Below are 23,928 nucleotides of genomic sequence, written 5' to 3'. Positions count from 1 at the left end.
GCATGGTAGATATCCGACTGCTTCAGCACCCGCCTAGAGGGATGAGCGGATCACTGACACCCTTATAGGTTTTCATAGCGATTCATGTCCAGCACGCCCTCTTCCACCGGTGTGCTTTCGCGGATGTACTGCGATAAATCGTGGAAGTACTGCCAGAACAATGGATGACTGCGACGCACACCCCAATGATCGACAATTTTTTCAAAGCGATCGGCATCCTTGGCCCGCTCCATTTCGGCGACGAACTCAGGCACATCCTGCGCCGGAATATTGAACATGAAGTTCGGGTAGCTGCTCAGCACGCCGGGATAGATGGTCACGGTGTCCAGGCCCGGCTGGTAGCGATAGGCCTCACCCAGCAGGAACGCCACGTTACTGTGGGCACGGTTGCGCAGCATGCTATAGAACACGCGCTTGCCATTGCTGGTTTCGATGCGCAGCATCGTCGCTTCCGGCAATTGGTCGATAACCTTGAGCCCCGCCGCCGGGCGCGAGGTCAATCGGCTGAGGGCCTGCTCGGCATCCTGTAGTGCCGGATCGATGCCGTCACGCGAGCAGTAGGCGCCGTTGCAGCGGTTGATCGGGTCCGGGCTGGCGTTGAGGTCGCCGTAGCGGCTGAGCAATTGGTTGGCGAAGTCGCGTTTCGGGTCTTTGGCGTCCAGGTGCAAGCCGCTCGGCTTGTCGTCGTCAATAGCTTCGTAGTCCAGCCACAACTTGAGTTTGCCGCTGTTCTGATACCAGTCATCGAGGAAATCGTCGCGGGAGTTCGCCGGCATCAACCGCAAGAAGTTCTGCTCGGCACCGTTGCGGATCAGGTCGAAATACAGGCGTGTCTGGGCTTGGTGCGAAACGTTGCCGAACACGTCGAAGTTCACCGCCAACTGGTAATAGGTGCGCTCCAGCAACGGATAGTCGAACAACCACATCGTTTGCGGCACTTCACCGATCAAGCCCTTGTTCACCGAGGCGCTGTCGAAGTGGCGGAAGATGCTCAGCAACGCGTTGTCATTACCGACCCACAGGCTCGACCAGCTCGGCGGCGGCACATCGGCATAACTGTCACGGCGCAGGGCCTCGTATTCGTTGCGCTTGTCGCGATAGGCCAGCCACAGGCTGAGGACACTGCCGACGTCGTCGTTCTGCCCCGGCATGGCCAGCAGTGGCGTGGCCTGGCCACGATAGCGCGCATCGGTGATGTACAGGTCGTGGTCGGGGTCCTGGAACAGGGTCCAGAAGTTGTCGCGGATGACGTCCGTGGCGATTTGTCCACGGCAGACCGGCCCGCGGATAAAGGTGCGCACGAAGTATTCGGCGTTATCCAGCATGAACTGGTAACGCGCCTTGGCCGGTATGGCCTCGAACGTTTCGAACGGATTGGCGCGACGGCCCGGCCCGTAACCCGGCAAGGCGTTGACCTGCCAGTTGCCGGCGTAGAACAGCGCCTTGATCCGCGCCATTTTCTCGGCACTGAACGGGTACGTGATGTGGGTTTTATGCACGATCACCCCCTGCACTGGCCACAGGCGGTAGTACACGCGGGTGCCCGGGTCATCATTCGGGCGGCGAGTGGCGATCAGGTCAATCGGCTGACCACTGGGCGTGCGCGAACGCACCCACTGGAAGAAATGCCCCGGTTCGCCGTTCTCGAAATAGATATGAGCAAGGAACAAATGCTCGAATAACCAGCGCGCCACCAGGCCCTCACGGGCGCCTGGCTGGTTGAGCAGGTTCTCCCACTGCTGCACTTGCAGGGCTTCCCTGGCACTCGGCGCCAAGCCCTGCTCATCAATCGGCGCGCCGGACGCGAGCCAGCGCTGCAGGGTCTGGTATTGCTGATCGGTCAGGCCGGTGACAGCCAACGGCATGCCTTCCTTGGGATGGGCGCCGGCATAGGCATTGAACTCGCCGGGCATGGCGCACATGTTTTCGCGGTTGAGCCCCAGCACGATCTCTTCAGGCAATTTGGCATTGGGCTGCAGCGGCGCGTTGTGGCCCAGTTCGAGCATGCGCGCCATCAGCGCGGCCTGGCTGCCCTGGGCGTCCAGCACCGAATGGAAGCCTTTCTGCTGCCAGGCGGCTTTGCCAAAAGCGTCATAGAACAATCGGGTGGTCGGGGTGGCCTGGCTGCGCTCGCCGTCATACACCGGCACTTTGCTCGCCCCACGTGCCGCACCCTCGGCGCTGCCCAGGTTGAGCTGGCAGGCCGAGTCGTAGCAGGCATGGCACGCCACACATTTCTCGGTGAAGATCGGCTGGACATCACGGGTATAGGAAATCGCCGGGGCGGGCCCTTGAGCCTGGGCGGTACTGGCAATCAAGGCCAGAACGGCGCTGACGATAAGACGAAGTGACATGTATCCGGTCCCGATTCAATGCGTGCGATGAAAATTTGCCGGTGATTCTACCGGGCCACCCCCCCTGACAACATGAACGATATTCATGCAAAACCTGCACATGCTCCAAATCGGCACAGGTTTGCTATGATTCACGCCCTCCGTAATGCCTGACCTAGAGTAGTCCCATGTCCGATCGTAGCGTTCGTCTGCAAGCCCTTCATCAAGCCCTCAAGGAACGTATCCTGATCCTCGACGGCGGTATGGGCACGATGATCCAGAGCTACAAACTGGAAGAAGAAGACTACCGCGGCAAACGCTTCGCCGACTGGCCGAGCGACGTCAAGGGTAACAACGACCTATTGGTTCTCACCCGTCCGGACGTGATCGGCGGTATCGAAAAAGCCTACCTGGATGCCGGCGCCGACATCCTTGAGACCAATACCTTCAACGCCACGCGCATTTCCATGGCCGATTACGGCATGGAAGCACTGGCCTACGAGCTGAACGTAGAAGGCGCACGCCTGGCGAGAAAGATCGCCGACGCCAAAACCCTGGAAAACCCGGCCAAGCCGCGCTTCGTCGCCGGCGTGCTGGGCCCGACCAGCCGTACCTGCTCGTTGTCGCCGGACGTGAACAACCCCGGCTACCGCAACGTGACCTTTGATGAGCTGGTGGAAAACTACACCGAAGCCACCAAAGGCCTGATCGAGGGCGGCGCCGACCTGATCCTGATCGAAACCATCTTCGACACCCTCAACGCCAAAGCCGCGATCTTTGCCGTGCAAGGGGTGTACGAAGAACTGGGCCTCGAACTGCCGATCATGATTTCCGGCACTATCACCGACGCTTCCGGCCGCACCCTGTCGGGCCAGACCACCGAAGCGTTCTGGAACTCGGTGGCCCACGCCAAGCCGATCTCCGTGGGCCTCAACTGCGCCCTGGGCGCCAGCGAGCTGCGTCCGTACCTGGAAGAGCTGTCGAACAAAGCCAACACCCACGTTTCCGCGCACCCGAACGCCGGCCTGCCCAACGAGTTCGGCGAATACGACGAACTGCCATCGCAAACCGCCAAGGTCATCGAAGAATTCGCCCAGAGTGGCTTCCTCAATATCGTCGGCGGCTGCTGCGGCACCACGCCAGGCCATATTGAAGCCATCGCCCAGGCCGTGGCCGGTTATGCGCCGCGCCCGATTCCGGACATTCCCAAGGCCTGCCGCCTGTCGGGCCTGGAACCGTTCACCATCGATCGCAGCTCGTTGTTCGTCAACGTCGGCGAACGCACGAACATCACAGGTTCGGCCAAGTTCGCCCGGCTGATCCGGGAAGACAACTACACCGAAGCCCTCGAAGTCGCCCTGCAGCAGGTAGAAGCCGGCGCCCAGGTGATCGACATCAACATGGACGAGGGCATGCTCGATTCGAAGAAGGCCATGGTGACCTTCCTCAATCTGATCGCCGGCGAGCCAGACATCTCCCGCGTGCCGATCATGATCGACTCCTCCAAGTGGGACGTGATCGAAGCCGGCCTGAAGTGCATCCAGGGCAAGGGCATCGTCAACTCCATCAGCATGAAGGAAGGCGTCGAGCAGTTCATCCACCACGCCAAGCTGTGCAAGCGCTACGGCGCCGCGGTGGTGGTGATGGCCTTCGATGAAGCCGGCCAGGCCGACACCGAAGCGCGCAAGAAGGAAATCTGCAAACGCTCCTACGACATCCTGGTGAATGAAGTCGGCTTCCCGCCGGAAGACATCATCTTCGACCCGAATATCTTTGCGGTCGCCACCGGTATCGAAGAACACAACAACTACGCCGTCGACTTCATCAACGCTTGCGCCTACATCCGCGATGAGCTGCCGTATGCGCTGACCTCCGGTGGCGTGTCCAACGTGTCGTTCTCGTTCCGTGGCAACAACCCGGTGCGCGAAGCGATCCACTCGGTGTTCCTGCTGCATGCGATTCGCAACGGCCTGACCATGGGTATCGTCAACGCCGGCCAGCTGGAGATCTACGACCAGATCCCGGCCGAGCTGCGTGACGCCGTGGAAGACGTGGTGCTCAACCGCACCCCGGACGGCACCGATGCCCTCCTCGCCATCGCCGACAAGTACAAGGGCGACGGCAGCGTAAAAGAAGCCGAGACCGAGGAGTGGCGCGGCTGGGAAGTCAACAAGCGCCTGGAGCATGCACTGGTCAAGGGCATCACCACCCACATCGTCGAAGACACCGAGGAGTCGCGCCTGTCGTTCGCGCGCCCGATCGAAGTGATCGAAGGCCCGCTGATGTCCGGCATGAACATCGTCGGCGACCTGTTCGGCGCCGGTAAAATGTTCCTGCCGCAGGTGGTTAAATCCGCCCGCGTGATGAAACAGGCCGTGGCCCACTTGATCCCGTTCATCGAGCTGGAAAAAGGCGACAAGCCGGAAGCCAAGGGCAAGATCCTGATGGCCACGGTGAAGGGTGACGTACATGACATCGGCAAGAACATCGTTGGTGTGGTGCTCGGCTGCAACGGCTACGACATCGTCGACCTCGGCGTGATGGTGCCGGCGGAGAAGATCCTGCAGGTGGCCAAGGAGCAGAAGTGCGACATCATCGGCCTGTCCGGCCTGATCACGCCGTCCCTGGATGAGATGGTGCACGTGGCCCGTGAGATGCAGCGCCAGGACTTCCACCTGCCGCTGATGATCGGTGGCGCGACCACCTCCAAGGCGCACACGGCGGTGAAGATCGAGCCCAAGTACAGCAACGACGCCGTGGTGTACGTCACCGACGCCTCGCGTGCGGTGGGTGTGGCCACGCAGTTGCTGTCCAAGGAACTGAAGGCCGGTTTTGTCGAGCGCACCCGCGAAGAGTATGTGGAAGTGCGCGAACGCACCTCCAACCGCAGTGCCCGCACCGAACGCCTGAGCTACGCGGCGGCCATTGCCAAGAAGCCGCAGTTCGACTGGAGCAGCTACACCCCGGTGACGCCGACATTTACTGGCGCCAAGGTGCTGGACAACATCGACCTCAACGTTCTGGCCGAGTACATCGACTGGACGCCGTTCTTTATTTCCTGGGACCTGGCAGGCAAGTTCCCGCGCATCCTGACCGATGAAGTGGTAGGCGAAGCCGCTACCACGCTGTACGCCGACGCGCGGGAAATGCTCAAGAAGCTGATCGACAAAAAACTCATCAGCGCCCGTGCGGTGTTTGGTTTCTGGCCGGCCAACCAGGTCAAGGACGATGACCTGGAAGTCTACGGCGACGACGGCCAACCGCTGGCGACCCTGCATCACCTGCGCCAGCAGATCATCAAGACCGACGGCAAGCCGAACTTCTCCCTGGCCGATTTCGTGGCGCCAAAAGACAGCGGCGTGACCGACTACGTGGGTGGTTTTATCACCACCGCCGGCATCGGCGCCGAAGAAGTCGCCAAGGCTTACCAGGACGCGGGCGACGACTACAACTCGATCATGGTCAAGGCTCTGGCCGACCGCCTGGCCGAAGCCTGCGCCGAGTGGCTGCACCAGCAAGTGCGCAAGGACTATTGGGGTTACGCCAAGGATGAGCAACTGGACAATGAAGCGCTGATCAAGGAGCAATACAGCGGCATCCGCCCTGCCCCGGGCTACCCGGCGTGCCCGGATCACACCGAGAAAGGCACCTTGTTCCAATTGCTCGACCCAGAGGCACGTGAGATGGAGGCCGGCCGCAGCGGCGTGTTCCTCACCGAGCACTATGCGATGTTCCCGGCGGCGGCAGTCAGCGGCTGGTACTTCGCGCACCCGCAGGCGCAGTACTTTGCCGTGGGCAAGATCGACAAGGACCAAGTCACCAGCTACACCGCACGCAAAGGCCAGGACCTGGCCGTGACCGAGCGCTGGTTGGCGCCAAACCTGGGTTACGACAACTGATCCTGGGCACGCCCTTGTAGTGAGCGGGCTTGCCCGCGCTGGGTGGCGAAGCCGCCCCAAACCCAGGCAACTCGGTGTATCAGAAAGACCGAGGCGCCTGGATTTGGGGCGGCTTCGCCACCCAGCGCGGGTACATTCGCAGGATCGTCGGCTATGCTGTCCCTCACACACCTTGTGTCGAGGGATGTATGGACGATCCAGTCAACAACAAGCCTCCAACCTTCTGGCAGATGCTGCACAGCGTCATGGCGGCGGCCTTTGGCGTGCAGAGCGGCAAGAACCGCGCCCGCGACTTTACCCACGGCAAGCCCAGTCATTTTGTGCTGCTGGGTATCCTGTTCACGGCGGTGTTTGCACTGACGCTGTTTGGCATCGTCAAGCTGGTACTGCTACTGGCCGGGGTTTAATGCAGCAGCAGTTGCAGGCTGAACGGGTAGCGGTAGGACTCGGGCTTGCCCTTGGCCGACAGTGCGCGAAAATTCACCGCCGGCAACGGCCCCAACAGTTGCTGGGCCTGCACTCCATCGATCAACTGGAACAGCGCGGCCTGGCGATCGCGCCCGCCGTGGGCGGCCAGATCCACGCCCTTGGCATCGTCACTGATCAAGACCAGCGCCCATCCGCCCAGGGTGAAATGCCCGGCCACCAACGTCGTCAAACGCCCGTCCAGGTGTGCCCGCAATATCTCGGGTGAACTGTTTACCGCGCTGAACAACACGTCCTTTCCCGGCACCCGCCCGCTGCCTTGCAGCGCCTGCATCGCGCCCAGCGCCATCTGATCGTTGGCCGACCACACCAGCGCCGTCTGCGGGTAGCGCTTGAACAACTGAGTGGCTTGCTCGAAAGCCCGCTCACGGTTCCACTCGCCATAAACCAACTGACGCAGGCGCACTTGCGGATACTGCGCCAATGCACGGCGCAAACCTTGTTCACGCAACTGTGCGGACGGCGTGTTCTTCGCGCCGGAAAAGGCCAGCAGGTCGAGGGTCTGGCCGGGGGCTATCGGCCCATGCTTGCGCACCAGATCGACGAGCATCATATGGCCCGCTTCTTCGTCGTTGGGCACCAGGCTGCCGATCCAGTGAGCGTCGTTGCGCTCATTGAGCATCTGCACTTGGTCGGGGGTTGGCGTGCTGTTCACGATCAACAGCTTGACCCCGCTGCCTTGGGCCATGCGCAGAATCTGTGGGGCTACATATTGCTCGTTCACCAGCATCAGATAATCGGGTCGTACGGGGCCTTGCAGCGTGTCCCTGGCCTGCGCCAGGGTGTTGCCGGAATCACGTTCGGCATAACGCACACGCAAATCCAGGCCGAGGTCCTTGGCCGCGGCCTGCATGAATTGCGTGTAGCTGACCCAGAAGGTTTCCGTCGACGTACCAGGGTTGAGAAACACCACGGACGTCGCATGGGCCGCTGCGCCATACGCCGCCCCCAGCAACCACATGCACTTAATCAGAACCTTCAGCATCGTTATCCAAGCCTTGAAGAGTGGCCGCCATGATAGTGGCAATTAACCGCTCAATCGAGGCTCAATCAACGTCGTTTATTGGTGGCTCACCCAGAATACAGCGGTGCCGACCACCAGGATTATCAGAAACAGAATGGCCCAGGCATCAACGGTACTGTCGGGCTTACGGGCTTTGGTTGGGTTGCTCATCGCATCGCCTCTTATCGGTTTTATTAGGTGACTGCATCAAGACTCGACCACAGTAAAGTTCAAGATTGCCCGCATGACAAATGTGGGTATAGCGATAACAGTTCTCATTAGTCGATTTGGTTATTTGCATATACTCAAACATCACTTTTGCGCATAAACGCAAACTGGTATCGTGCGGCGGCTCCGTTGGGAGTGCGCGGCCGTGCGCGCAGATTTGCCGAGAACAGGACCTATATGTACGTATACGACGAATACGATCAGCGCATCATCGAGGACCGCGTCAAGCAGTTCCGTGATCAGACCCGACGCTACCTAGCAGGTGAACTGAGCGAAGAAGAGTTCCGCCCTCTGCGCCTGCAAAATGGCCTTTATGTTCAGCGCTTTGCGCCGATGCTGCGGGTAGCCGTGCCTTATGGCCAACTGACCTCGCGTCAGGTGCGCATGATGGCCAAGATTGCCCGCGACTTCGACAAAGGCTACGCGCACATCAGTACGCGCCAGAACGTACAGTTCAACTGGCCGGCGCTCGAAGATGTGCCGGACATCCTGGCTGAACTGGCCACCGTGCAGATGCACGCCATTCAGACCAGCGGCAACTGCCTGCGCAACGTGACCACCGACCAATTCGCCGGCGTTGCCGCCGACGAACTGATCGACCCGCGCCCCTGGTGTGAAATCGTCCGCCAGTGGACCACCTTCCACCCGGAATTCGCCTACCTGCCGCGCAAGTTCAAGATCGCCATCAATGGCTCGACCTCGGACCGTGCCGCCATCGAAGTACACGATATCGGCCTGGAGCCGGTGTACAACGCCGCTGGCGAGTTGGGCTTCCGTGTCCTGGTCGGTGGCGGCCTGGGCCGTACCCCGGTGGTCGGCGCGTTCATCAACGAGTTCCTGCCGTGGCAGGACCTGTTGAGCTACCTCGACGCCATCCTGCGGGTCTACAACCGCTACGGCCGTCGTGACAACAAGTACAAGGCCCGGATCAAGATCCTGGTAAAAGCGCTGACCCCTGAGGTGTTCGCCCAGAAAGTCGACGCTGAAATGGAACACCTGCGCGGCGGCCAGACCACTCTGACCGAAGCCGAAGTACATCGCGTCGCCAAGCACTTCGTCGACCCCGAGTACAAGGCCCTGACCAATCAGGACGCCGAACTCGCCGCCCTCGACGCAGAGCACCCGGGTTTCGCCCGCTGGCGTGGCCGCAATACCCTGGCGCACAAGAAGCCGGGCTACGTTGCCGTGACCCTGTCGCTCAAACCTACGGGTGTTGCGCCGGGTGACATCACCGACAAGCAACTGGACGCCGTCGCCGACCTGGCCGAGCGCTACAGCTTCGGCCAACTGCGCACCTCCCACGAGCAGAACATCATTCTCGCGGACGTTGAGCAGAGCCAACTGTTCACCCTGTGGGGCGAACTGCGCGAAGGTGGTTTTGCCACGCCGAACATCGGCCTGTTGACCGACATCATCTGCTGCCCGGGTGGCGACTTCTGCTCCCTGGCCAACGCCAAGTCGATCCCGATTGCCGAATCTATCCAGCGCCGTTTCGACGACCTGGACTACCTGTTCGACATCGGCGAGCTGGACCTGAACATCTCCGGCTGCATGAATGCCTGTGGTCACCACCACGTCGGCCACATCGGCATCCTGGGCGTGGACAAGAAAGGCGAAGAATTCTACCAAGTGTCCCTGGGTGGCAGCGCCAGCCGCGACGCGAGCCTGGGCAAGATCCTCGGCCCGTCCTTCGCCCAGGAAGCCATGCCCGAGGTGATCGGCAAGCTGATCGACGTGTACATCGAACAGCGCACCGAAGATGAGCGTTTCATCGACACCTACCAGCGCATCGGCATTGACCTGTTCAAGGAGCGCGTCTATGCAGCGAATCATTAAGAACAACGAAGTCCTCGACGAAACCTGGCACCTGCTGCCCAAGGACGCGAGCTTCGACGGCATCTCCAACTGCGACGACCTGATCGTGCCGCTGGCCCTGTGGCGCGAGCACGCTCATGCGCTCAAGGCCCGCGACGGCGGCCTGGGTGTATGGTTGGACGCCGATGAAGAAGCTGAAGAAATCGGCGACGACGTGGAACACTTCCAGGTCATCGCCCTGAACTTCCCGGCCTTCACCGACGGGCGCAACTACTCCAACGCGCGCCTGCTGCGTGACCGCTACGGTTACAAAGGCGAGCTGCGTGCGATTGGCGACATCCTGCGCGATCAGTTGTTCTACCTGCACCGTTGCGGGTTCGATGCCTTCGCCTTGCGCGCCGACAAAGACCCGTACGAAGCGCTGGAAAGCCTCAAGGACTTCTCGGTGACGTACCAGGCTGCAACGGATGAACCGTTGCCACTGTTCCGTCGCCGCTGAGTTTCAGCGCATGATCAAGCCCTGGCCTGCCAGGGCTTTTTTTATCCATTGAATTGGATCGACGCCAGCACCTGCTTCTGCCCCATGGAGCACGGCACGCCTTGCGGCTGCGCCCGAACCGCTTCGATCACACCCAATAACTGGGCCTTGCTGTGGGCCAGTTGCGCCTGCATCTGCTCAATCTGCGCCACCTTGCGCTCCAATGCCTCGATCAGCTCTTCACGCTTGTGTTCGCCCGGCGTCGGCATCAACGCCTTGAGCTCCTGCAAGGTGAAGCCCGCCTGTTGTGCGCTCTGGATCAGTTGCAAGGTCTGCAACGCCTCGGCCGAATAACGTCGATAGCCGTTGGACTGGCGCCCCACCTGACTGATCAGGCCTTGCGCTTCATAAAAGCGGATGCGTGACGCCGCCAACCCACTCTGCTTTGCCAGCTCGCCAATATTCATCACCATCACCTGCTTGACATTAAAGTTAACTTTAAGCTTAGCCTGAGGCCTCCCCCGCTCAGGAGTCAACCCATGTCACCCTTTGAAGCCCTGCAACTGCCCAATGGCCAGATCATCTCCAACCGCATCGCCAAAGCCGCGATGGAAGAGAACATGGCCGATGCGCAACAGGCCCCGTCCCGCGAATTGAAGCAACTGTACAAGGCCTGGGCCGAGGGCGAGCCCGGCTTGCTGATCACCGGCAACGTGATGATCGACCGCCGCGCCATGACCGGCCCCGGTGGCGTGGCCCTGGAAGACGAGCAGCAACTGGACAGTTTTCGCGAATGGGCCGCTGTGGCACGCGACAGGGGCGTGCAGTTCTGGATGCAACTCAGCCATCCCGGGCGCCAGACCCCGGCCAACCTGCGCCAGCAAGCCATGGCACCGTCTGCAGTGGCCCTCGACCTGGGTGGATTCTCGAAGATGTTCGCCAAGCCACAGGCCATGACCGAAGACGACATCCAGGAGGTGATCAAGCGTTTTGCCACCAGCGCCCGCCTCGCCGAAAAGGCCGGGTTTACCGGGGTACAAATCCACGGCGCCCACGGCTACCTGCTGAGCCAATTTCTCTCCCCCTTGAGCAACCATCGCAACGACCGCTGGGGTGGCTCGCTGGAAAACCGTGCACGCCTGCTGCTGGAAGTGATCCACGCGGTGCGCGCCAGCGTCAGCCCGGCGTTTTGCGTGGCGCTCAAACTCAACTCGGCGGACTTCCAGCGCGGTGGTTTTGCAGAGGCCGATGCGCGCGCCGTGGTCGAGATGCTCAACCCGTTGCCCATCGACCTGCTGGAGTTGTCCGGCGGCAGCTATGAAGCGCCGGCGATGCAGGGCGAAGCGCGGGACGGGCGCACGCTGGCCCGTGAAGCGTATTTCCTGGACATGGCCACCGAGCTGGCAAGCATCGCCAAGATGCCGGTAATGGTCACCGGCGGCATCCGCCGCCTGCCGATCGTGCAACAGGTGCTCGACAGCGGCATCGCCATGGCCGGCATCGCCACCGCCCTGACCCTGGAGCCGCAGGTGATCCAGCACTGGCGTGAAGGGCGCGACCCCAACCCGCAACTCGAGCCCATGAACTGGAAGCGCAAGCCTCTGGCGTCCCTGGCCATCCTTGCGGTGGTGCGTCACCAGATGCGCCGCCTCAGCCACGGTCGCGCGCCAAGCGCCAAGGTAGCGCCGTGCATGGCGCTGGTGCGTGACCAATGGTTTCTGGCCAGGCGCACCCGGCAGTACCGTGCGGCCATGGCGCAGTCTTCACAATAAAGGCGGAGCATTCGCCGTGATCGAACTGTCCCCTATTGATCAGCAGTTTTTAACCTCACTGACGATTGGAGTTTTTCATGGCGAAAATCAACCTGGCCCAGCAATTGGCGACCACGCTTGAACAGGCGGGTATCAAGCGCATCTGGGGCCTGACCGGTGACAGCCTCAATGGCCTCACCGACGCTCTGCGCACCATGGAGAGTATCGAGTGGATGCATGTGCGCCACGAGGAAGTCGCGGCCTTCGCGGCGGGTGCCGAGGCCGCTGCCACCGGCGAGTTGACGGTGTGTGCCGGCAGTTGCGGGCCCGGCAACCTGCATTTGATCAACGGCCTGTTCGACTGCCATCGCAACCACGTCCCCGTGCTGGCGATCGCGGCGCAGATTCCCTCCACCGAGATTGGCCTGAACTACTTCCAGGAAACCCATCCCCAGGAACTGTTCAAGGAATGCAGCCACTTTATCGAACTGGTGACCAGCCCCGAGCAGATGCCCCACGTGCTGCATCGCGCCATGCGCTCGGCGATCCTCAATCGCGGCGTCGCGGTGGTGGTGATTCCGGGCGACGTGTCGCTGCTGGAAGTGGAAGACAAGCTCAAACCGTGGCCGGCCTTGCACGCACCGCGCACCTTGCCAGCGGAACAAGACCTGCTACGCCTCAGCGAAATCCTTCAAAGCAGTCAGAAAACCACCCTGCTGTGCGGCAGCGGCTGTGCCGGTGCCCATGATCAAGTGGTCGCCTTGGCCGACGCCCTTGGCGCCCCCGTGGTACACGCCCTGCGCGGCAAAGAGCACGTGGAATGGGACAACCCGTTCGACGTGGGCATGACCGGCCTGATCGGCTTCAGTTCCGGCTACCATGCGATGCTCGACTGCGACACCTTGATCATGCTCGGCACGGACTTCCCTTACCGTCAGTTCTACCCCACCGATGCGAAGATCATCCAGGTCGACCGCGACCCACAAGCGCTGGGGCGCCGCACCACCCTGGACCTGGGCATCTGCGCCGACGTCAGCGAAACCATCGCTGCCCTGCTGCCGCGCCTGACCCGCAAGGCCGACCGCAGCTTTCTCGAGACCTCGCTCAAGCATTACGAGAAAGCCCGCCAAGGCCTCGACGACCTGGCGCAACCGTCCAAGGCCAATCGGCCGATCCACCCACAATACGTGGCGCGCCTGCTCAGCGAATTGGCGGACGACGATGCGATCTTCACCGCCGACGTCGGCTCGCCCACCGTGTGGGCCGCGCGTTACTTGAAGATGAATGGCAAGCGTCGACTGATCGGCTCGTTCAACCATGGCTCGATGGCCAACGCCATGCCCCAGGCAATTGGCGCGCAGGCGGCGTTTCCGGGTCGGCAGGTTATTTCAATGTCCGGCGACGGTGGCTTTGCCATGCTGATGGGGGACTTCATTTCATTGGCCCAGTTGAAACTGCCGGTCAAGGTGGTGGTGTTCGACAACTCATCCCTGGGTTTTGTCGCCATGGAGATGAAAGCCGCAGGTTATCTGGATGCCGGCACCGAACTGAAAAACCCGGACTTTGCCGCCATGTCCAACGCCATGGGCATCCTCGGGATTCGTGTGGAGCAGTCCGAGGACCTGGAACCGGCCTTGCTCCGCGCCCTGGCCCATGACGGGCCGGTGCTGGTGGATGTGGTAACCGCGACTCAGGAACTGGTGATGCCACCGACGATCAAGCTGGAGCAGGCCAAGGGGTTCAGCCTGTACATGCTCAAGGCGGTCATGAGTGGCCGTGGCGATGAGGTCATTGAGCTGGCACGCACCAATTGGCTACGCTAGACCCAATAAGTAAGAAGGCTTGGCAGCGGACTCGTCTGCCAAGCCCGCTCCCACACTTCGGTCTCATTACCAAGTCAGGACTTCTGTTTTTCTACCCAAGAACCATAGGCATCGATAAACGCCTGCAAGAACGGCCGGGTCTTTTCCGATAGCTTGCCAGCCTCATCAAACAAGCTTCCCGCACCGCCCACATAAGCTTCCGGCTGCTGCATGCACGGTACATCAAGGAACACCAGGGATTGGCGCAGGTGATGGTTGGCGCCAAAACCACCGACGGCCCCTGGCGATACACTGATGATCGCACCCGGCTTGCCACTCCAGGCGCTTTGGCCGTATGGACGGGAGCCCACGTCAATCGCGTTCTTCAACGGCGCAGGCACGGAACGGTTGTATTCCGGGGTCACGAACAACACCGCGTCGGATGAACTCACCTGCTGGCGGAAAGTGCTGTAGGCTGCCGGCGTTGTTGCACCGTCGATGTCCTCGTTGTAGAGCGGCAAATCGCCAATTTCGACAATCTTCAACCTGAGGTTGGCAGGGGCCAGTTCGGCCAGGGCCAGGGCGACCTTGCGGTTGATCGACTCTTTTCTCAAGCTGCCAACCAGGACGGCAATCGTGTAGACCTTGCTCATGGAGGTTTTCCCGACGTCTGAATAAAGGAGCTTGTAGTTATAGAGTCTTCGCGGCGGGTTCACCAGAAGGTTTTTGATAATCCTCCAAACGCCCCACCTTGTAGGATTCATCCGAAATCGCCAGCGAATAGTATTTTTTTAACGTAGGTAAACTACACCGCTCCATAACGGTCTACAGAACCGCAAATCGAGTGATTATCTCCAGAGGTTCTAAACAGATGGCAGCAGTACTAGTCGGACAGTTTCATGCCAGAGACGCAGAGGGACGCGTGTATTCGGTGCATGAGTTCCAGGAATCCAATCCGGCGCAGGGCGACCTGGCAGGCTCGACGCCCACCACTACCTACAAGCTGGCCATTGGCGACCGTGTAGAAAAGCTGGAAGGCGATGAGTTCAAGTTGATTCAGTCGGGCATCATTATCGTGCGCGAGTCGCAAACTACCCTCGCTTCGTAAGACCTCGCCCTGCCTACCAGCCCAGTCCTGGCCATGCATGGCGTTGGCTGGGCTGGGGTGATCAGGGGCGGCGGATCTCCGTGACTTCGATTTCCCGGCCCCCCGCTACCTCCTTCAGCGTCACCAGCAACTTGCCCCGCTCGCCCTCCACCGCATACATCGAACGCGTGTAGCCCGCTGCGTTATTGCTGGGGTGCGCGACCACCTGCCTGACCAGCGCAATATCCAGCACCGCGCCTACCTGCTCGATCACCTGCTCCTCAGAGCGGACAAACGCTTCAAGGGCCAGGTTGTCCGGCGCAGTGTCGTCATGATTGTTGAAGAGATAAGCAGCCACGCACCCCACGGTCACCAGGACCAGCAGTTGCTTGGCCGTTACCCCGAGGAATATCGAGGGTAGAGGCATATGAGACCAGACCTGTTCTTGTTGTAAGTGCCGCTAGCCGGCTTTGGTCATTGTTGATCAGCGCAGCCATTCTATTGAATCCCCGGCGCGCTGCACATAGACTCCGGCGATGCGTTTACGTCATATCGAAGTGATTCAGGCCATCTTGCAGACCGGACACCTCGGCACGGCCGCCGAATGGTTGCAACTCTGCGTGGGCGATGTGGACGCAGCGCTCAAGGACGCCGAGCAACAGCTTGGGTTCATGTTGTTCGCCAGTGTGCGCGGACGCTTGCAGGCCACCCGGGAAACCCTGGAACTGCAAGCCGAAATCGCCCATGTGTACGAAGCGCTGGAGCCGCTGCAACGCCTGGCCAGCCGCTTGAAGCACCATCACGCCCCACCCCTGCGCGCCCTGTGCACGCCACCGCTGGCCAATCAGCTGTTGCCGCAAAGCATCGCGCTGCTGCGCCGACGCTTCCAGGACACCCCGTGCAACCTGTCCAGCCAGCCGACCCGCGACATCGTTCGCAGCCTGCTGTTGCACGAGGCCGAGGTCGGCCTGAGCCTGCATGACCCGGAACACCCGCAAATCCACAGCAGCGTGCTGGCCCAGGGCAAGTTGCAATTGCTCGCGCCCCACGGTTGGCTCAAGCCCAAGCAGAAGTACATCGCCCTGCAAGATCTGGCAGGCCAGTCAATGATCGGCCTGGAAGGCCAGGACCCGCTGAGCCGTCTGCTGGACGCCAAGCTGCAAGCCTTGCGCCCGCTGCCCGTGGTGCAGACCCGCGTGCAGACCTACCAGATGATGCGCAGCATGGTGGAAGCGGGAGAAGGATTGGCGATCGTCGACCCCTTCACCGCGTACGGCGCACGCGACGCGGGCCTGGATGCGTGCCCGCTGTCACCGCCCGTGATGGTCAACCTGTATGCGCTGACCCTCAAGGACGGCGTGACGTCCCCAGCACTGAACGCACTGCTGGAGATCGTCACACAGAAGGCTGAAAGCCTGTTGGCCGGTTAAGGTTTGTCGACTTCGGTCTTGAACAGCCGATACCAGAAAATCGCCACCTCGCGGGTCTGCGGATCAATGCCGCGATAGCGTAAGTGGTCGATCCCGCCCATTACATAGCCGCAACGCTCATACAAGCGGCAGGCCCCGAGGTTGTTGTTCTGGGTTTCCAGCATCATGCCCGGCAGGTTTTTCTTGCGACTCCAGAACTGCGCCACATCCAACAACGCCTTGGCCACCCCGTGGCGCCGCGCAGGCAGGGCCACCGCCAGCTCATCGACATGGGCAAAACCATTCCAGTTGGTGCTGACCACGATATGCCCCACCGCCCGGTCGTCGAGGTACGCCATGAAGACCGCGCTGTCGGGCGCATCGCGGAAACTGGCGAACTCCTCCGGATCGATGCCATAACACTTGCGGTACGGCAGGATACGCTCCACACGCCATTGATCGACCCGCGCGCCCATCTCGGGCACGCTGTAGCCGCTGACCTCAAAGCTGAAGTCATTGCCCCACACGTAGGCATCGAAGCCTTCGTCGGCGACCCGCACACTGAGCCCTGGATACTTCGGGTTCATTACAGCTTGCATAAACATCCTTAACCCTTGATGCAATCGACGGTGTAACAACGACCACTGCCGTCGTCTTCGTGTTGCAACCCGTGAACATCCGCGACAAAACCAGGAAAGCTGCTATCGAACGTGCGAGCAAACGCCAGGTAGTCGATGATCGACCGCGTCGACTCCGTAAAGCGCTCCCCCGGCATGATCAGCGGGATGCCCGGCGGGTAAGGCACCAGCATTACCGCTGCAATGCGTCCTGGCAAGGCGTCAATGGATACCGCTTCCACTTCACCTCTAACCAATTGGTCGTATGCGTCGGCCGGTTTCATCGCAATTTCCGGCAACACGGTGTACATGCGCTTGAGGTGTTTGGCGGTGGCGTTGCTGCGATAGCAGTTGTGCAATTGGTTGCACAGGTCGCGCAATCCCAGCCCTTGGTAGCGCGCCGTACCTTGGGCATAAACCGATGGCAGGCAACTGGCCAGGCTGATATTGGCGTCGTAGCTGCGCTTGAATTCGAGCAACTCGGTGAGCAAGGTGCTCCACTTGCCCTTGGTGATGCCCATGGAAAACAGCACGAGGAAGGAATACAACCCGGTCTTTTCCACCACCAGCCCACGCTCCCAGAGGAATTTGCTGACCACTGCAGCGGGAATCCCGCAATCGCTCAACGCGCCACCGGCATTGAGGCCGGGCATCACCAGCGTGACTTTGATCGGGTCAAGCAAGACGTAATCTTCGGCAACATCGCCAAAGCCGTGCCAATCATCCCCGGGATGCAACAACCAATCGGCGGTTGCAACCCGATCGATGCCCGCGACGGAGGGCGGCTGCCAGATGGAAAACCACCAGTCTTCGGCGGCGATATGCTGGCGCAGGTTGGCCAGGGCGCGACGAAAACTCAGGGCCTCATCGAACATCTCTTGCAGCAACGAACGCCCGGCCGGGCCTTCCATCATGGCCGAGGCCACGTCCAGCGAAGCAATGATGCTGTACTGCGGCGAAGTGGAGATATGCATCATGAACGCTTCATTGAAACGGTCGCGGTCCAGCTGCCGTGCACCGCCGTCCTGCACATGGATCATCGACGCCTGGCTGAATGCGGCCAGCAACTTGTGCGTTGAATGGGTGGTGAACACCAGAGGGCTGTCCGGCGTGCGCGAAGTGCCCATGCCGTAGCGCCCGGCGAAAAATTCGTGGAACGCCGCATAGGCATACCAGGCTTCGTCAAAGTGCAAGACCTCGACACTGTTGCCCAGTTGCTGCTTGATCAGTTCGGCGTTGTAACACAGGCCATCGTAGGTGGAGTTGGTAACCACTGCCATCTTCACTTTCGGCGCACGGCCACGGGTCAGCGGGCTGGCATCGATCTTCGCGCGGATCGACTCCGGGCTGAACTCACTCAAGGGAATCGGGCCGATGATCCCCAGTTCGTTGCGCTCGGGGCACAGGTACAGCGGGATCGCGCCGGTCATGATGATCGAATGCAGCACCGACTTGTGACAGTTGCGGTCCACCAGCACCAGATCGTCACGGCCGACCATGGAGTGCCAGACAATCTTGTTCGCGGTAGATGTGCCGTTGATCACAAAGAACGTATGGTCGGCGCCGAAGTTACGCGCAGCGCGGGCTTCGGCTTCGGCCAGGGGGCCGGTGTGGTCCAGCAGCGAGCCCAGCTCCGGGACGGAGACCGACAAGTCCGAGCGCAGCGTGTTTTCCCCGAAGAACTGATGAAACGCCTGCCCCACCGGACTCTTGCGATAAGCCACGCCGCCGCCATGGCCGGGAGTGTGCCAGGAATAGTTGGAGTCGGCCGTGTGCTGCACCAGCGCCTTGAAGAATGGCGGCAACAGGCCATCCAGGTAGCCACGGGCAGCACGGGCCACTTGGCGGGCCAGAAACGGTACGGTGTCTTCAAACAGGTAGAGAATGCCGCGCAACTGGTTGAGTTCGCTCATCGCATCGGCCGGAGCGTTTTCCAGGGTGACTTGCTCGCCCAAGGCAAAGATCGGCAGGTTGGGCGCACGCAGCCGCGCCAGGCGGATCAGTTCGACCATATTTTGCAGCAGGTGAGTGTTTTCCCCGGCGCCTTCGGCGGCGATCAGCATGCACGCCAGGCCATGATGGGTAGAAGCCACCAGCCGGCCTTCGGCGTAATCCATTGCAGAGAAAATACTGAAGCCTTCTTGTTCCAACTCCCGAGCAATGCCGCGGACCCGGTCACCGGCAACGGTATCGGCCTTGATGTCGCGGTGCACGATAAGGACAGGGAACTTCAGGTCTTTGTACATGAGCGCGGTTAGTCCAGGGGGCTATGCACTCAAGGGTAGAAGCTGGGAGCGGATGTAGCGAATGAAGATTTCGAAGCCGATATAGATCAAATGTGGGCTTGCTCGCGAATGCGGTGTGTCAGTTAACAACCCTGTAACTGATCCACCGCATTCGCGAGCAAGCCCGCTCCCACACAAGCCAGCTCCCACATGTTGGATGGCATTCCGCCTGGGCTTACTGTTCGCTCAGTTGGGTCCACAACGCCGGCGCACCCGCCGACTTGGCAATCGCTTCCAACCGTGCGGCATGCTCGGCCAGATCCTGCTCGCTGGCGCGAATGATGGTGGTCGGTTTGCGATCCGCCGGCAGGCGGCGGATTTCCGAAGGGCGGTTGCCCGAACCTTCCGCCGAACCACTGCCATCGGACGCGTTACCGGCCAGGGACAGGCTGGTCTGCCCGCCGGTCATGGTCAGGTAGACGTCGGCAAGAATCTCGGAGTCGAGCAAGGCGCCGTGGAGTTCACGGCCGGAGTTGTCGACGCCATAACGCTTGCACAATGCATCGAGGCTGTTGCGCTGGCCCGGGTGCCGCTCACGGGCCATCATCAGGGTGTCGAGGATCGAGCAGTGCTTGGAAATATCCGCACGATCCATCTGGCCCATGAGGGCGAATTCGTTGTTGATGAAGCCTACGTCGAACGCCGCGTTATGGATGATCAACTGGGCGCCGTTGATGAATTCGAAGAACTCATCGGCCACTTCGGCAAAGCGCGGTTTGCCTTTGAGGAATTCGTCGGTGATGCCGTGGACGCCGATCGCGCCTTCGTCACTGTCACGGTCCGGTTGCAGGTAGACGTGGAAATGACGACCGGTCAGGCGTCGACCCATGAGTTCGACACAGCCGATTTCAATGATCCGGTGGCCGTCGGTCACCGGCATGCCGGTGGTTTCGGTATCGAGTACAACAGATCGGATGGACATCAGGGTTCAGCTCTCAACGGTGTGGTGTGTGTCAAAGGGCACGATGTTAACACGTGAGCCGGCATCAGCCCTGCTTGTAGCCCCGCACTTCGTCCACACCCCGGTTGGCCAGTTGGTCGGCGCGTTCGTTGCCGGGGTGACCGATGTGGCCGCGCACCCATTTCCAGGTAATGTCATGGCGATTGCATTGCTCGTCGAGCAACTGCCACAAGTCGGCATTTTTTACCGGTTCCTTGGCGGCGGTCTTCCAACCGCGTTTTTTCCAGTTGACCATCCACTCGTTGATGCCTTTCATCACGTATTGCGAGTCGGTCACCAGCAGCACGTTGCAACGGCGCTTGAGTTCCTCCAGGCCACGGATGGCACCCATCAGCTCCATGCGGTTGTTGGTGGTGTTCGGTTCACCGCCCCACAGTTCCTTCTCCACGCCTTTGCACACCAGCAACGCGCCCCAGCCGCCAGGGCCCGGGTTGCCTTTGCAGGCGCCATCGGTGAAGAGTTCTACGCTATCGGTCATCGGTTGCTCGGTCTGAAATCAAAAAAGGTTTACGGTTCGCTCTGCTTGCGGTTGACCTTGGCCATCGGCATCGGCACCAGCTTGCCCATGGGCTCGCGTCGCACTTGGCGCACCGGCCGCAGGCCCACCGCGATCTTGCGCGCGACCAGTAAATAGAAGCCGCCACCCGACAGTTGCCAGGTACCCGCACGGCGTTCCCAGCCGGCCAGGCGAGCCTGCCACTTGGTGGAGGCAAGCGGCGGACGATAGCACCCGAAGCGGCGTTTCTCCAGCGCGAAGCCCAGCAGGTTCAGCCAGTCGCCCACCCGTTGGGGCGAGATACAGCGCGCCTGGCGCAGCCCATCGTGGGCGAACACATGGCGCAGCCCCCAACTGCTCCAGGGATTGATGCCGACAATCAACAAATGCCCACCCGGGCGCACGCTGCTCGCCGCTTCACGCAACAGGCCGTGGGGCGACAGGCAGAAATCCAGACCATGCTGCAACACCACCACATCGGCGGCATGCTCGCTCAGCGGCCAGGCCTGCTCCTCGCAGACAATCTCCACCCCCGGCAGTGGCGCGCCCAGGCGTACATTGCGTTGCACCTGCGGTGCCGAGGGCGGAGTCTCGGCCGACGGGCCGTAATGCACCAGGTAGCCACCAAAGAACCGGCCCAACTCGTCTTCGAGCATGCGCCGTTCTTCATCCAGCAAAAATTGCCCGATCGGCCCGGACAGCCATTCGCGGGCCGCGCTGATCAGTGCCAGCCACTCAGGATCGGCCTGGGCGAACGCTTTATCAGTCATTGCATTCTCCAACTCGCCTAGACGTTCTAAGATGCACCAATGTGTTCAGCTTGGCGAATCGAAGAATGATACAGATCAGTGCCCTGCCCGCCTTCACCGATAACTACATCTGGTTGTTACAAGACTCCCGGAGCCGACGCTGCGCCGTGGTCGATCCCGGCGATGCCGCGCCCGTGCTCGACTGGCTCGAACGCAACCCTGGCTGGGAGCTCAGCGACATCCTGATCACCCACCATCACCATGATCATGTCGGTGGTGTCGAGCAACTGAAAAATGTTACAGGGGCCAAGGTCTACGGCCCGGCCAACGAAAATATCCCGGCGCGGGATGTGGCCCTCCACGATAACGACCGCATCACGGCGCTGGGTTGGGACTTCGACGTTTATGCAGTGCCCGGCCACACCCTCGGCCATATCGCCTTTTATCACCAAGGCGTACTGTTCTGTGGCGACACCCTGTTCGCCGCCGGCTGCGGGCGCCTGTTCGAAGGCACGCCGGAGCAAATGCACAGTTCTCTGGAACGCCTGGCCGCCCTGCCCGCCGATACATTGGTGTACTGCACCCACGAATACACCCAAAGCAACCTCAAGTTTGCCCAAGCGGTGGAACCGCACAACGCGGACATCGCCGAACGGGTGGAAAACGTCCGCCAATTGCGCGCTCGTGGCGAGATCACGCTGCCTTCCAACCTGGCGCTGGAAAAACGCACCAACCCTTTTCTGCGCACCGCTGAAACATCCGTTAAACAAAAAGCAGACGAACGGAACGGGCGCGACAACCGCTCTGGGGCCGAGGTGTTTGCTAGCTTGAGGGCTTGGAAAGATAAGTTCTAAGCCAACGCAATCTGATACGTAATTTCTGAATGGTTGACCGGAACCAAACGGGTTTCTAGAATCGCCCGACATTTTTGCCCGGAACTTACTTCCAGCCAATGTCGTCATCTATTCGTAAATCCAACCATTCAGACGCATTGACCCGCCTGGCTCAAGCTGTGGCGGTGGCTGTGTCCGCCACGCTGGCGGGCTGCCAATCAAGCAATTTCACCGCACAATCCACCGTGCAACCCAAGCCAAATCTTAGCGCCAAGATCAAACAGAAACCCGTCATCTGGCTTTCGGAAAAGCCGGCTCCCGAAGTGCCCCAGGATGTTTGGGAGCGTATGCGACGAGGCTTCCAACTGCAGGACGGCGTAGGCGTCAACCCGCGCATCGAGCAACAGCGCCTATGGTTCGCCAGCAATCCATCCTTCCTGGAAAGCGCCGGGGAACGCGGCAGCCTCTACATTCATTACATCGTCGAACGTCTTGAAGAACGCAACATGCCCCTGGAGCTGGCGCTGCTGCCAGTGATCGAAAGTGCCTACAACCCAATGGCCTATTCGCGCAGCGATGCGGTCGGCTTGTGGCAGTTCATCCCCTCCACCGGGCGCTACTTCAACCTGCGCCAGACCCGCGCCTACGATGGCCGCCGTGACATCACCGCCTCCACCACCGCCGCCCTCGACTATCTGACCCGTCTGCACGATATGTTCAACGGCGACTGGCTGCTGGCACTCGCCGCCTATAACGCTGGCGAAGGCACCGTGAGCCGGGCCATCGAGCGTAACGAGAAACTTGGCCTGCCGACCGACTACTGGAACCTGCCGCTGCCCCAGGAAACCAAGGACTACGTGCCCAAGTTCCTGGCACTGTCCCAAGTGGTGCTGGCGCCCGAAGCCTACGGCGTGAACCTGAACCCGATTGCCAACCAGCCGTACTTCGAAGTGGTTGAAGTCAAGCAGAGCATGGACCTGTCCCGGGTCGCGGCGCTGGCCGAGATCGACGAAGACGAACTGTTCCAGCTCAACCCCGCGCTGAAACAACGCACCACCCTGGATGGCCCGCAGCATTTGCTGGTGCCGAGTTCCAAGGCGCAGTTGCTCACCAGCACCCTTTCGACGATGAAGCCAGAAGAGTTGCTGGCAATGCGGCCGAAAAAGCAGGTGTTCGACGAAGTCGAGACCGCGCGCGTTGCTGGCCGTACCCGCAGCTACAAGGTACGCAGTGGCGACAACCTGACGCTGATCGCGAAGGCGAACAAGGTCGACGTGCATGACCTGCAGCGCTGGAACAAGCTCAATGGCCAGCAGCTCAAGGTCGGCCAGACCCTGGTGATGCAGGACACCCGCAAGCTGGTGGCCAAGGCCGACGGCAAGAAACCGGTGCAATACAAGGTCAAGAAAGGCGATTCGCTGTACATCGTCGCCAAGCGCTTCAACGTCGAGATGCAACATCTCAAGCGTTGGAACCCTCGCACTGGCCAGGCGTTGAAGCCGGGGCAGATGCTGGTGGTTTCAGGCCCACGCTAAGCCCGCCTACTGACTATATGGACGCTGGCTTGTGTGGGAGCTGGCTTGCCTGCGATGGCATCACCTCGGTGCTTCAGATGTGCCGTGCCGATGCCATCGCAGGCGAGCCAGCTCCCACATATGCTTTTCACATAGATCAAGCCCTCGGCTCGCCCTACCAA

Annotated in this window: 20 protein-coding genes; 10 read left to right on the top strand and 10 right to left on the bottom strand. The window is 60.8% G+C overall.

Annotated elements, in window-relative coordinates; genetic code table 11:
• Positions 1 to 62 precede the first annotated feature (62 nt).
• Positions 63 to 2,354 (bottom strand): fatty acid cis/trans isomerase, encoded by a 2,292-nt coding sequence (locus AC3ISR_RS11970; protein WP_463983967.1) that lies wholly within the window; start codon positions 2,352 to 2,354, stop codon positions 63 to 65.
• A 167-nt stretch (positions 2,355 to 2,521) separates the two neighbouring features.
• Here AC3ISR_RS11970 and metH point away from each other — a divergent pair, with 167 nt between their 5' ends.
• Together metH and AC3ISR_RS11960 are read left to right on the top strand one after the other, a co-directional pair.
• Positions 2,522 to 6,232: a methionine synthase gene (gene metH / locus AC3ISR_RS11965; protein ID WP_489324764.1), complete on the top strand. Its 3,711-nt coding sequence runs from the start codon at positions 2,522 to 2,524 to the stop codon at positions 6,230 to 6,232.
• Positions 6,233 to 6,420: 188 nt separating this feature from the next.
• Complete coding sequence (locus AC3ISR_RS11960; protein WP_192299691.1) at positions 6,421 to 6,639, top strand: DUF2970 domain-containing protein; 219 nt, start codon at positions 6,421 to 6,423, stop codon at positions 6,637 to 6,639.
• Here AC3ISR_RS11960 and AC3ISR_RS11955 read toward each other — a convergent pair.
• Positions 6,636 to 7,703 (bottom strand): ABC transporter substrate-binding protein, encoded by a 1,068-nt coding sequence (locus tag AC3ISR_RS11955; RefSeq protein ID WP_489324763.1) that lies wholly within the window; start codon positions 7,701 to 7,703, stop codon positions 6,636 to 6,638. The two genes, AC3ISR_RS11960 and AC3ISR_RS11955, sit on opposite strands and share 4 nt — an antisense overlap.
• 423 nt (positions 7,704 to 8,126) lie before the next feature.
• Between AC3ISR_RS11955 and AC3ISR_RS11950 the strand changes: the two genes are divergently transcribed.
• Both AC3ISR_RS11950 and AC3ISR_RS11945 read left to right on the top strand, forming a co-directional pair.
• The gene (locus tag AC3ISR_RS11950; RefSeq protein ID WP_192299693.1) at positions 8,127 to 9,785 is read left to right on the top strand and encodes a nitrite/sulfite reductase; all 1,659 of its coding nucleotides are present in this window, start codon (positions 8,127 to 8,129) and stop codon (positions 9,783 to 9,785) included.
• Positions 9,769 to 10,263, top strand: a complete 495-nt coding sequence (locus AC3ISR_RS11945; protein WP_192299694.1) for a DUF934 domain-containing protein — start codon at positions 9,769 to 9,771, stop codon at positions 10,261 to 10,263. Before AC3ISR_RS11950 ends, AC3ISR_RS11945 begins: the two co-directional genes overlap by 17 nt.
• Positions 10,264 to 10,304: 41 nt before the next feature.
• Here the strand turns inward: AC3ISR_RS11945 and AC3ISR_RS11940 are convergent, their stop codons facing one another.
• Positions 10,305 to 10,709, bottom strand: a complete 405-nt coding sequence (locus AC3ISR_RS11940) for a MerR family transcriptional regulator (protein WP_463983970.1) — start codon at positions 10,707 to 10,709, stop codon at positions 10,305 to 10,307.
• A 72-nt stretch (positions 10,710 to 10,781) separates the two neighbouring features.
• Here AC3ISR_RS11940 and AC3ISR_RS11935 point away from each other — a divergent pair, with 72 nt between their 5' ends.
• Entirely contained in the window at positions 10,782 to 12,014 is a 1,233-nt protein-coding gene (locus AC3ISR_RS11935; protein WP_489324762.1) for an NADH:flavin oxidoreductase/NADH oxidase family protein, read from the top strand.
• A gap of 77 nt (positions 12,015 to 12,091) precedes the next feature.
• Positions 12,092 to 13,816: a ubiquinone-dependent pyruvate dehydrogenase gene (poxB, locus tag AC3ISR_RS11930; protein WP_463983971.1), complete on the top strand. Its 1,725-nt coding sequence runs from the start codon at positions 12,092 to 12,094 to the stop codon at positions 13,814 to 13,816.
• 74 nt (positions 13,817 to 13,890) lie between these two features.
• Here the strand turns inward: poxB and AC3ISR_RS11925 are convergent, their stop codons facing one another.
• Entirely contained in the window at positions 13,891 to 14,448 is a 558-nt protein-coding gene (locus AC3ISR_RS11925) for an NADPH-dependent FMN reductase (RefSeq protein WP_463983972.1), read from the bottom strand.
• A gap of 218 nt (positions 14,449 to 14,666) precedes the next feature.
• Here AC3ISR_RS11925 and AC3ISR_RS11920 point away from each other — a divergent pair, with 218 nt between their 5' ends.
• Complete coding sequence (locus AC3ISR_RS11920) at positions 14,667 to 14,903, top strand: hypothetical protein (protein ID WP_122310093.1); 237 nt, start codon at positions 14,667 to 14,669, stop codon at positions 14,901 to 14,903.
• A gap of 61 nt (positions 14,904 to 14,964) precedes the next feature.
• On the opposite strand, the gene AC3ISR_RS11915 is transcribed toward AC3ISR_RS11920, so the two are convergent.
• A complete protein-coding gene (locus AC3ISR_RS11915) occupies positions 14,965 to 15,309 on the bottom strand; it encodes a hypothetical protein (RefSeq protein ID WP_463983973.1) in 345 nt (114 codons plus the stop codon).
• A 109-nt stretch (positions 15,310 to 15,418) separates the two neighbouring features.
• On the opposite strand from AC3ISR_RS11915, the gene AC3ISR_RS11910 reads away from it, so the two are divergent.
• A complete protein-coding gene (locus AC3ISR_RS11910) occupies positions 15,419 to 16,312 on the top strand; it encodes a LysR substrate-binding domain-containing protein (protein WP_226457220.1) in 894 nt (297 codons plus the stop codon).
• Here AC3ISR_RS11910 and AC3ISR_RS11905 read toward each other — a convergent pair.
• From AC3ISR_RS11905 to AC3ISR_RS11885, 5 genes are all read right to left on the bottom strand, one after another.
• Positions 16,309 to 16,890 (bottom strand): GNAT family N-acetyltransferase, encoded by a 582-nt coding sequence (locus AC3ISR_RS11905; RefSeq protein WP_192299702.1) that lies wholly within the window; start codon positions 16,888 to 16,890, stop codon positions 16,309 to 16,311. The two genes, AC3ISR_RS11910 and AC3ISR_RS11905, sit on opposite strands and share 4 nt — an antisense overlap.
• An 8-nt stretch (positions 16,891 to 16,898) precedes the next feature.
• Positions 16,899 to 19,154: an Orn/Lys/Arg family decarboxylase gene (locus tag AC3ISR_RS11900; RefSeq protein ID WP_192299703.1), complete on the bottom strand. Its 2,256-nt coding sequence runs from the start codon at positions 19,152 to 19,154 to the stop codon at positions 16,899 to 16,901.
• A 214-nt stretch (positions 19,155 to 19,368) separates the two neighbouring features.
• Positions 19,369 to 20,109, bottom strand: coding sequence for a DNA polymerase III subunit epsilon (dnaQ, locus tag AC3ISR_RS11895; protein ID WP_192299771.1), 741 nt, complete (start codon positions 20,107 to 20,109; stop codon positions 19,369 to 19,371).
• A 70-nt stretch (positions 20,110 to 20,179) separates the two neighbouring features.
• The gene (gene rnhA, locus AC3ISR_RS11890; RefSeq protein ID WP_192299704.1) at positions 20,180 to 20,632 is read right to left on the bottom strand and encodes a ribonuclease HI; all 453 of its coding nucleotides are present in this window, start codon (positions 20,630 to 20,632) and stop codon (positions 20,180 to 20,182) included.
• Positions 20,633 to 20,661: 29 nt separating this feature from the next.
• A complete protein-coding gene (locus tag AC3ISR_RS11885; RefSeq protein WP_192299705.1) occupies positions 20,662 to 21,420 on the bottom strand; it encodes a class I SAM-dependent methyltransferase in 759 nt (252 codons plus the stop codon).
• 65 nt (positions 21,421 to 21,485) lie between these two features.
• Here AC3ISR_RS11885 and gloB point away from each other — a divergent pair, with 65 nt between their 5' ends.
• Together gloB and AC3ISR_RS11875 are read left to right on the top strand one after the other, a co-directional pair.
• Positions 21,486 to 22,253 carry a hydroxyacylglutathione hydrolase gene (gene gloB, locus AC3ISR_RS11880; protein WP_463983974.1) on the top strand — a complete coding sequence of 256 codons (768 nt, stop codon included), beginning with the start codon at positions 21,486 to 21,488 and terminating at the stop codon, positions 22,251 to 22,253.
• A gap of 98 nt (positions 22,254 to 22,351) precedes the next feature.
• Positions 22,352 to 23,767, top strand: a complete 1,416-nt coding sequence (locus AC3ISR_RS11875; RefSeq protein WP_192299707.1) for a lytic transglycosylase domain-containing protein — start codon at positions 22,352 to 22,354, stop codon at positions 23,765 to 23,767.
• Positions 23,768 to 23,928: the final 161 nt, after the last annotated feature.

The organism is Pseudomonas sp. GL_117, from assembly GCF_057835125.1.
The sequence above is the reverse complement of the archived record's forward strand: the minus strand, read 5'-3'. Positions and strand labels throughout refer to the sequence as shown.

Excerpts from the sequence above, each read along its gene's own strand:
- AC3ISR_RS11900 (WP_192299703.1), bottom strand. The coding sequence starts at position 19,154 with ATGTACAAAGACCTGAAGTTCCCTGTCCTTATCGTGCACCGCGACATC.
- AC3ISR_RS11940 (WP_463983970.1), bottom strand. The coding sequence starts at position 10,709 with ATGAATATTGGCGAGCTGGCAAAGCAGAGTGGGTTGGCGGCGTCACGC.
- AC3ISR_RS11945 (WP_192299694.1), top strand. The coding sequence starts at position 9,769 with ATGCAGCGAATCATTAAGAACAACGAAGTCCTCGACGAAACCTGGCAC.
- AC3ISR_RS11885 (WP_192299705.1), bottom strand. The coding sequence starts at position 21,420 with ATGACTGATAAAGCGTTCGCCCAGGCCGATCCTGAGTGGCTGGCACTG.
- AC3ISR_RS11950 (WP_192299693.1), top strand. The coding sequence starts at position 8,127 with ATGTACGTATACGACGAATACGATCAGCGCATCATCGAGGACCGCGTC.
- AC3ISR_RS11935 (WP_489324762.1), top strand. The coding sequence starts at position 10,782 with ATGTCACCCTTTGAAGCCCTGCAACTGCCCAATGGCCAGATCATCTCC.
- gloB (WP_463983974.1), top strand. The coding sequence starts at position 21,486 with ATGATACAGATCAGTGCCCTGCCCGCCTTCACCGATAACTACATCTGG.
- metH (WP_489324764.1), top strand. The coding sequence starts at position 2,522 with ATGTCCGATCGTAGCGTTCGTCTGCAAGCCCTTCATCAAGCCCTCAAG.
- AC3ISR_RS11915 (WP_463983973.1), bottom strand. The coding sequence starts at position 15,309 with ATGCCTCTACCCTCGATATTCCTCGGGGTAACGGCCAAGCAACTGCTG.
- AC3ISR_RS11910 (WP_226457220.1), top strand. The coding sequence starts at position 15,419 with ATGCGTTTACGTCATATCGAAGTGATTCAGGCCATCTTGCAGACCGGA.
- AC3ISR_RS11875 (WP_192299707.1), top strand. The coding sequence starts at position 22,352 with ATGTCGTCATCTATTCGTAAATCCAACCATTCAGACGCATTGACCCGC.
- poxB (WP_463983971.1), top strand. The coding sequence starts at position 12,092 with ATGGCGAAAATCAACCTGGCCCAGCAATTGGCGACCACGCTTGAACAG.
- AC3ISR_RS11955 (WP_489324763.1), bottom strand. The coding sequence starts at position 7,703 with ATGCTGAAGGTTCTGATTAAGTGCATGTGGTTGCTGGGGGCGGCGTAT.
- AC3ISR_RS11925 (WP_463983972.1), bottom strand. The coding sequence starts at position 14,448 with ATGAGCAAGGTCTACACGATTGCCGTCCTGGTTGGCAGCTTGAGAAAA.
- AC3ISR_RS11960 (WP_192299691.1), top strand. The coding sequence starts at position 6,421 with ATGGACGATCCAGTCAACAACAAGCCTCCAACCTTCTGGCAGATGCTG.
- AC3ISR_RS11920 (WP_122310093.1), top strand. The coding sequence starts at position 14,667 with ATGGCAGCAGTACTAGTCGGACAGTTTCATGCCAGAGACGCAGAGGGA.
- AC3ISR_RS11970 (WP_463983967.1), bottom strand. The coding sequence starts at position 2,354 with ATGTCACTTCGTCTTATCGTCAGCGCCGTTCTGGCCTTGATTGCCAGT.
- AC3ISR_RS11905 (WP_192299702.1), bottom strand. The coding sequence starts at position 16,890 with ATGCAAGCTGTAATGAACCCGAAGTATCCAGGGCTCAGTGTGCGGGTC.
- rnhA (WP_192299704.1), bottom strand. The coding sequence starts at position 20,632 with ATGACCGATAGCGTAGAACTCTTCACCGATGGCGCCTGCAAAGGCAAC.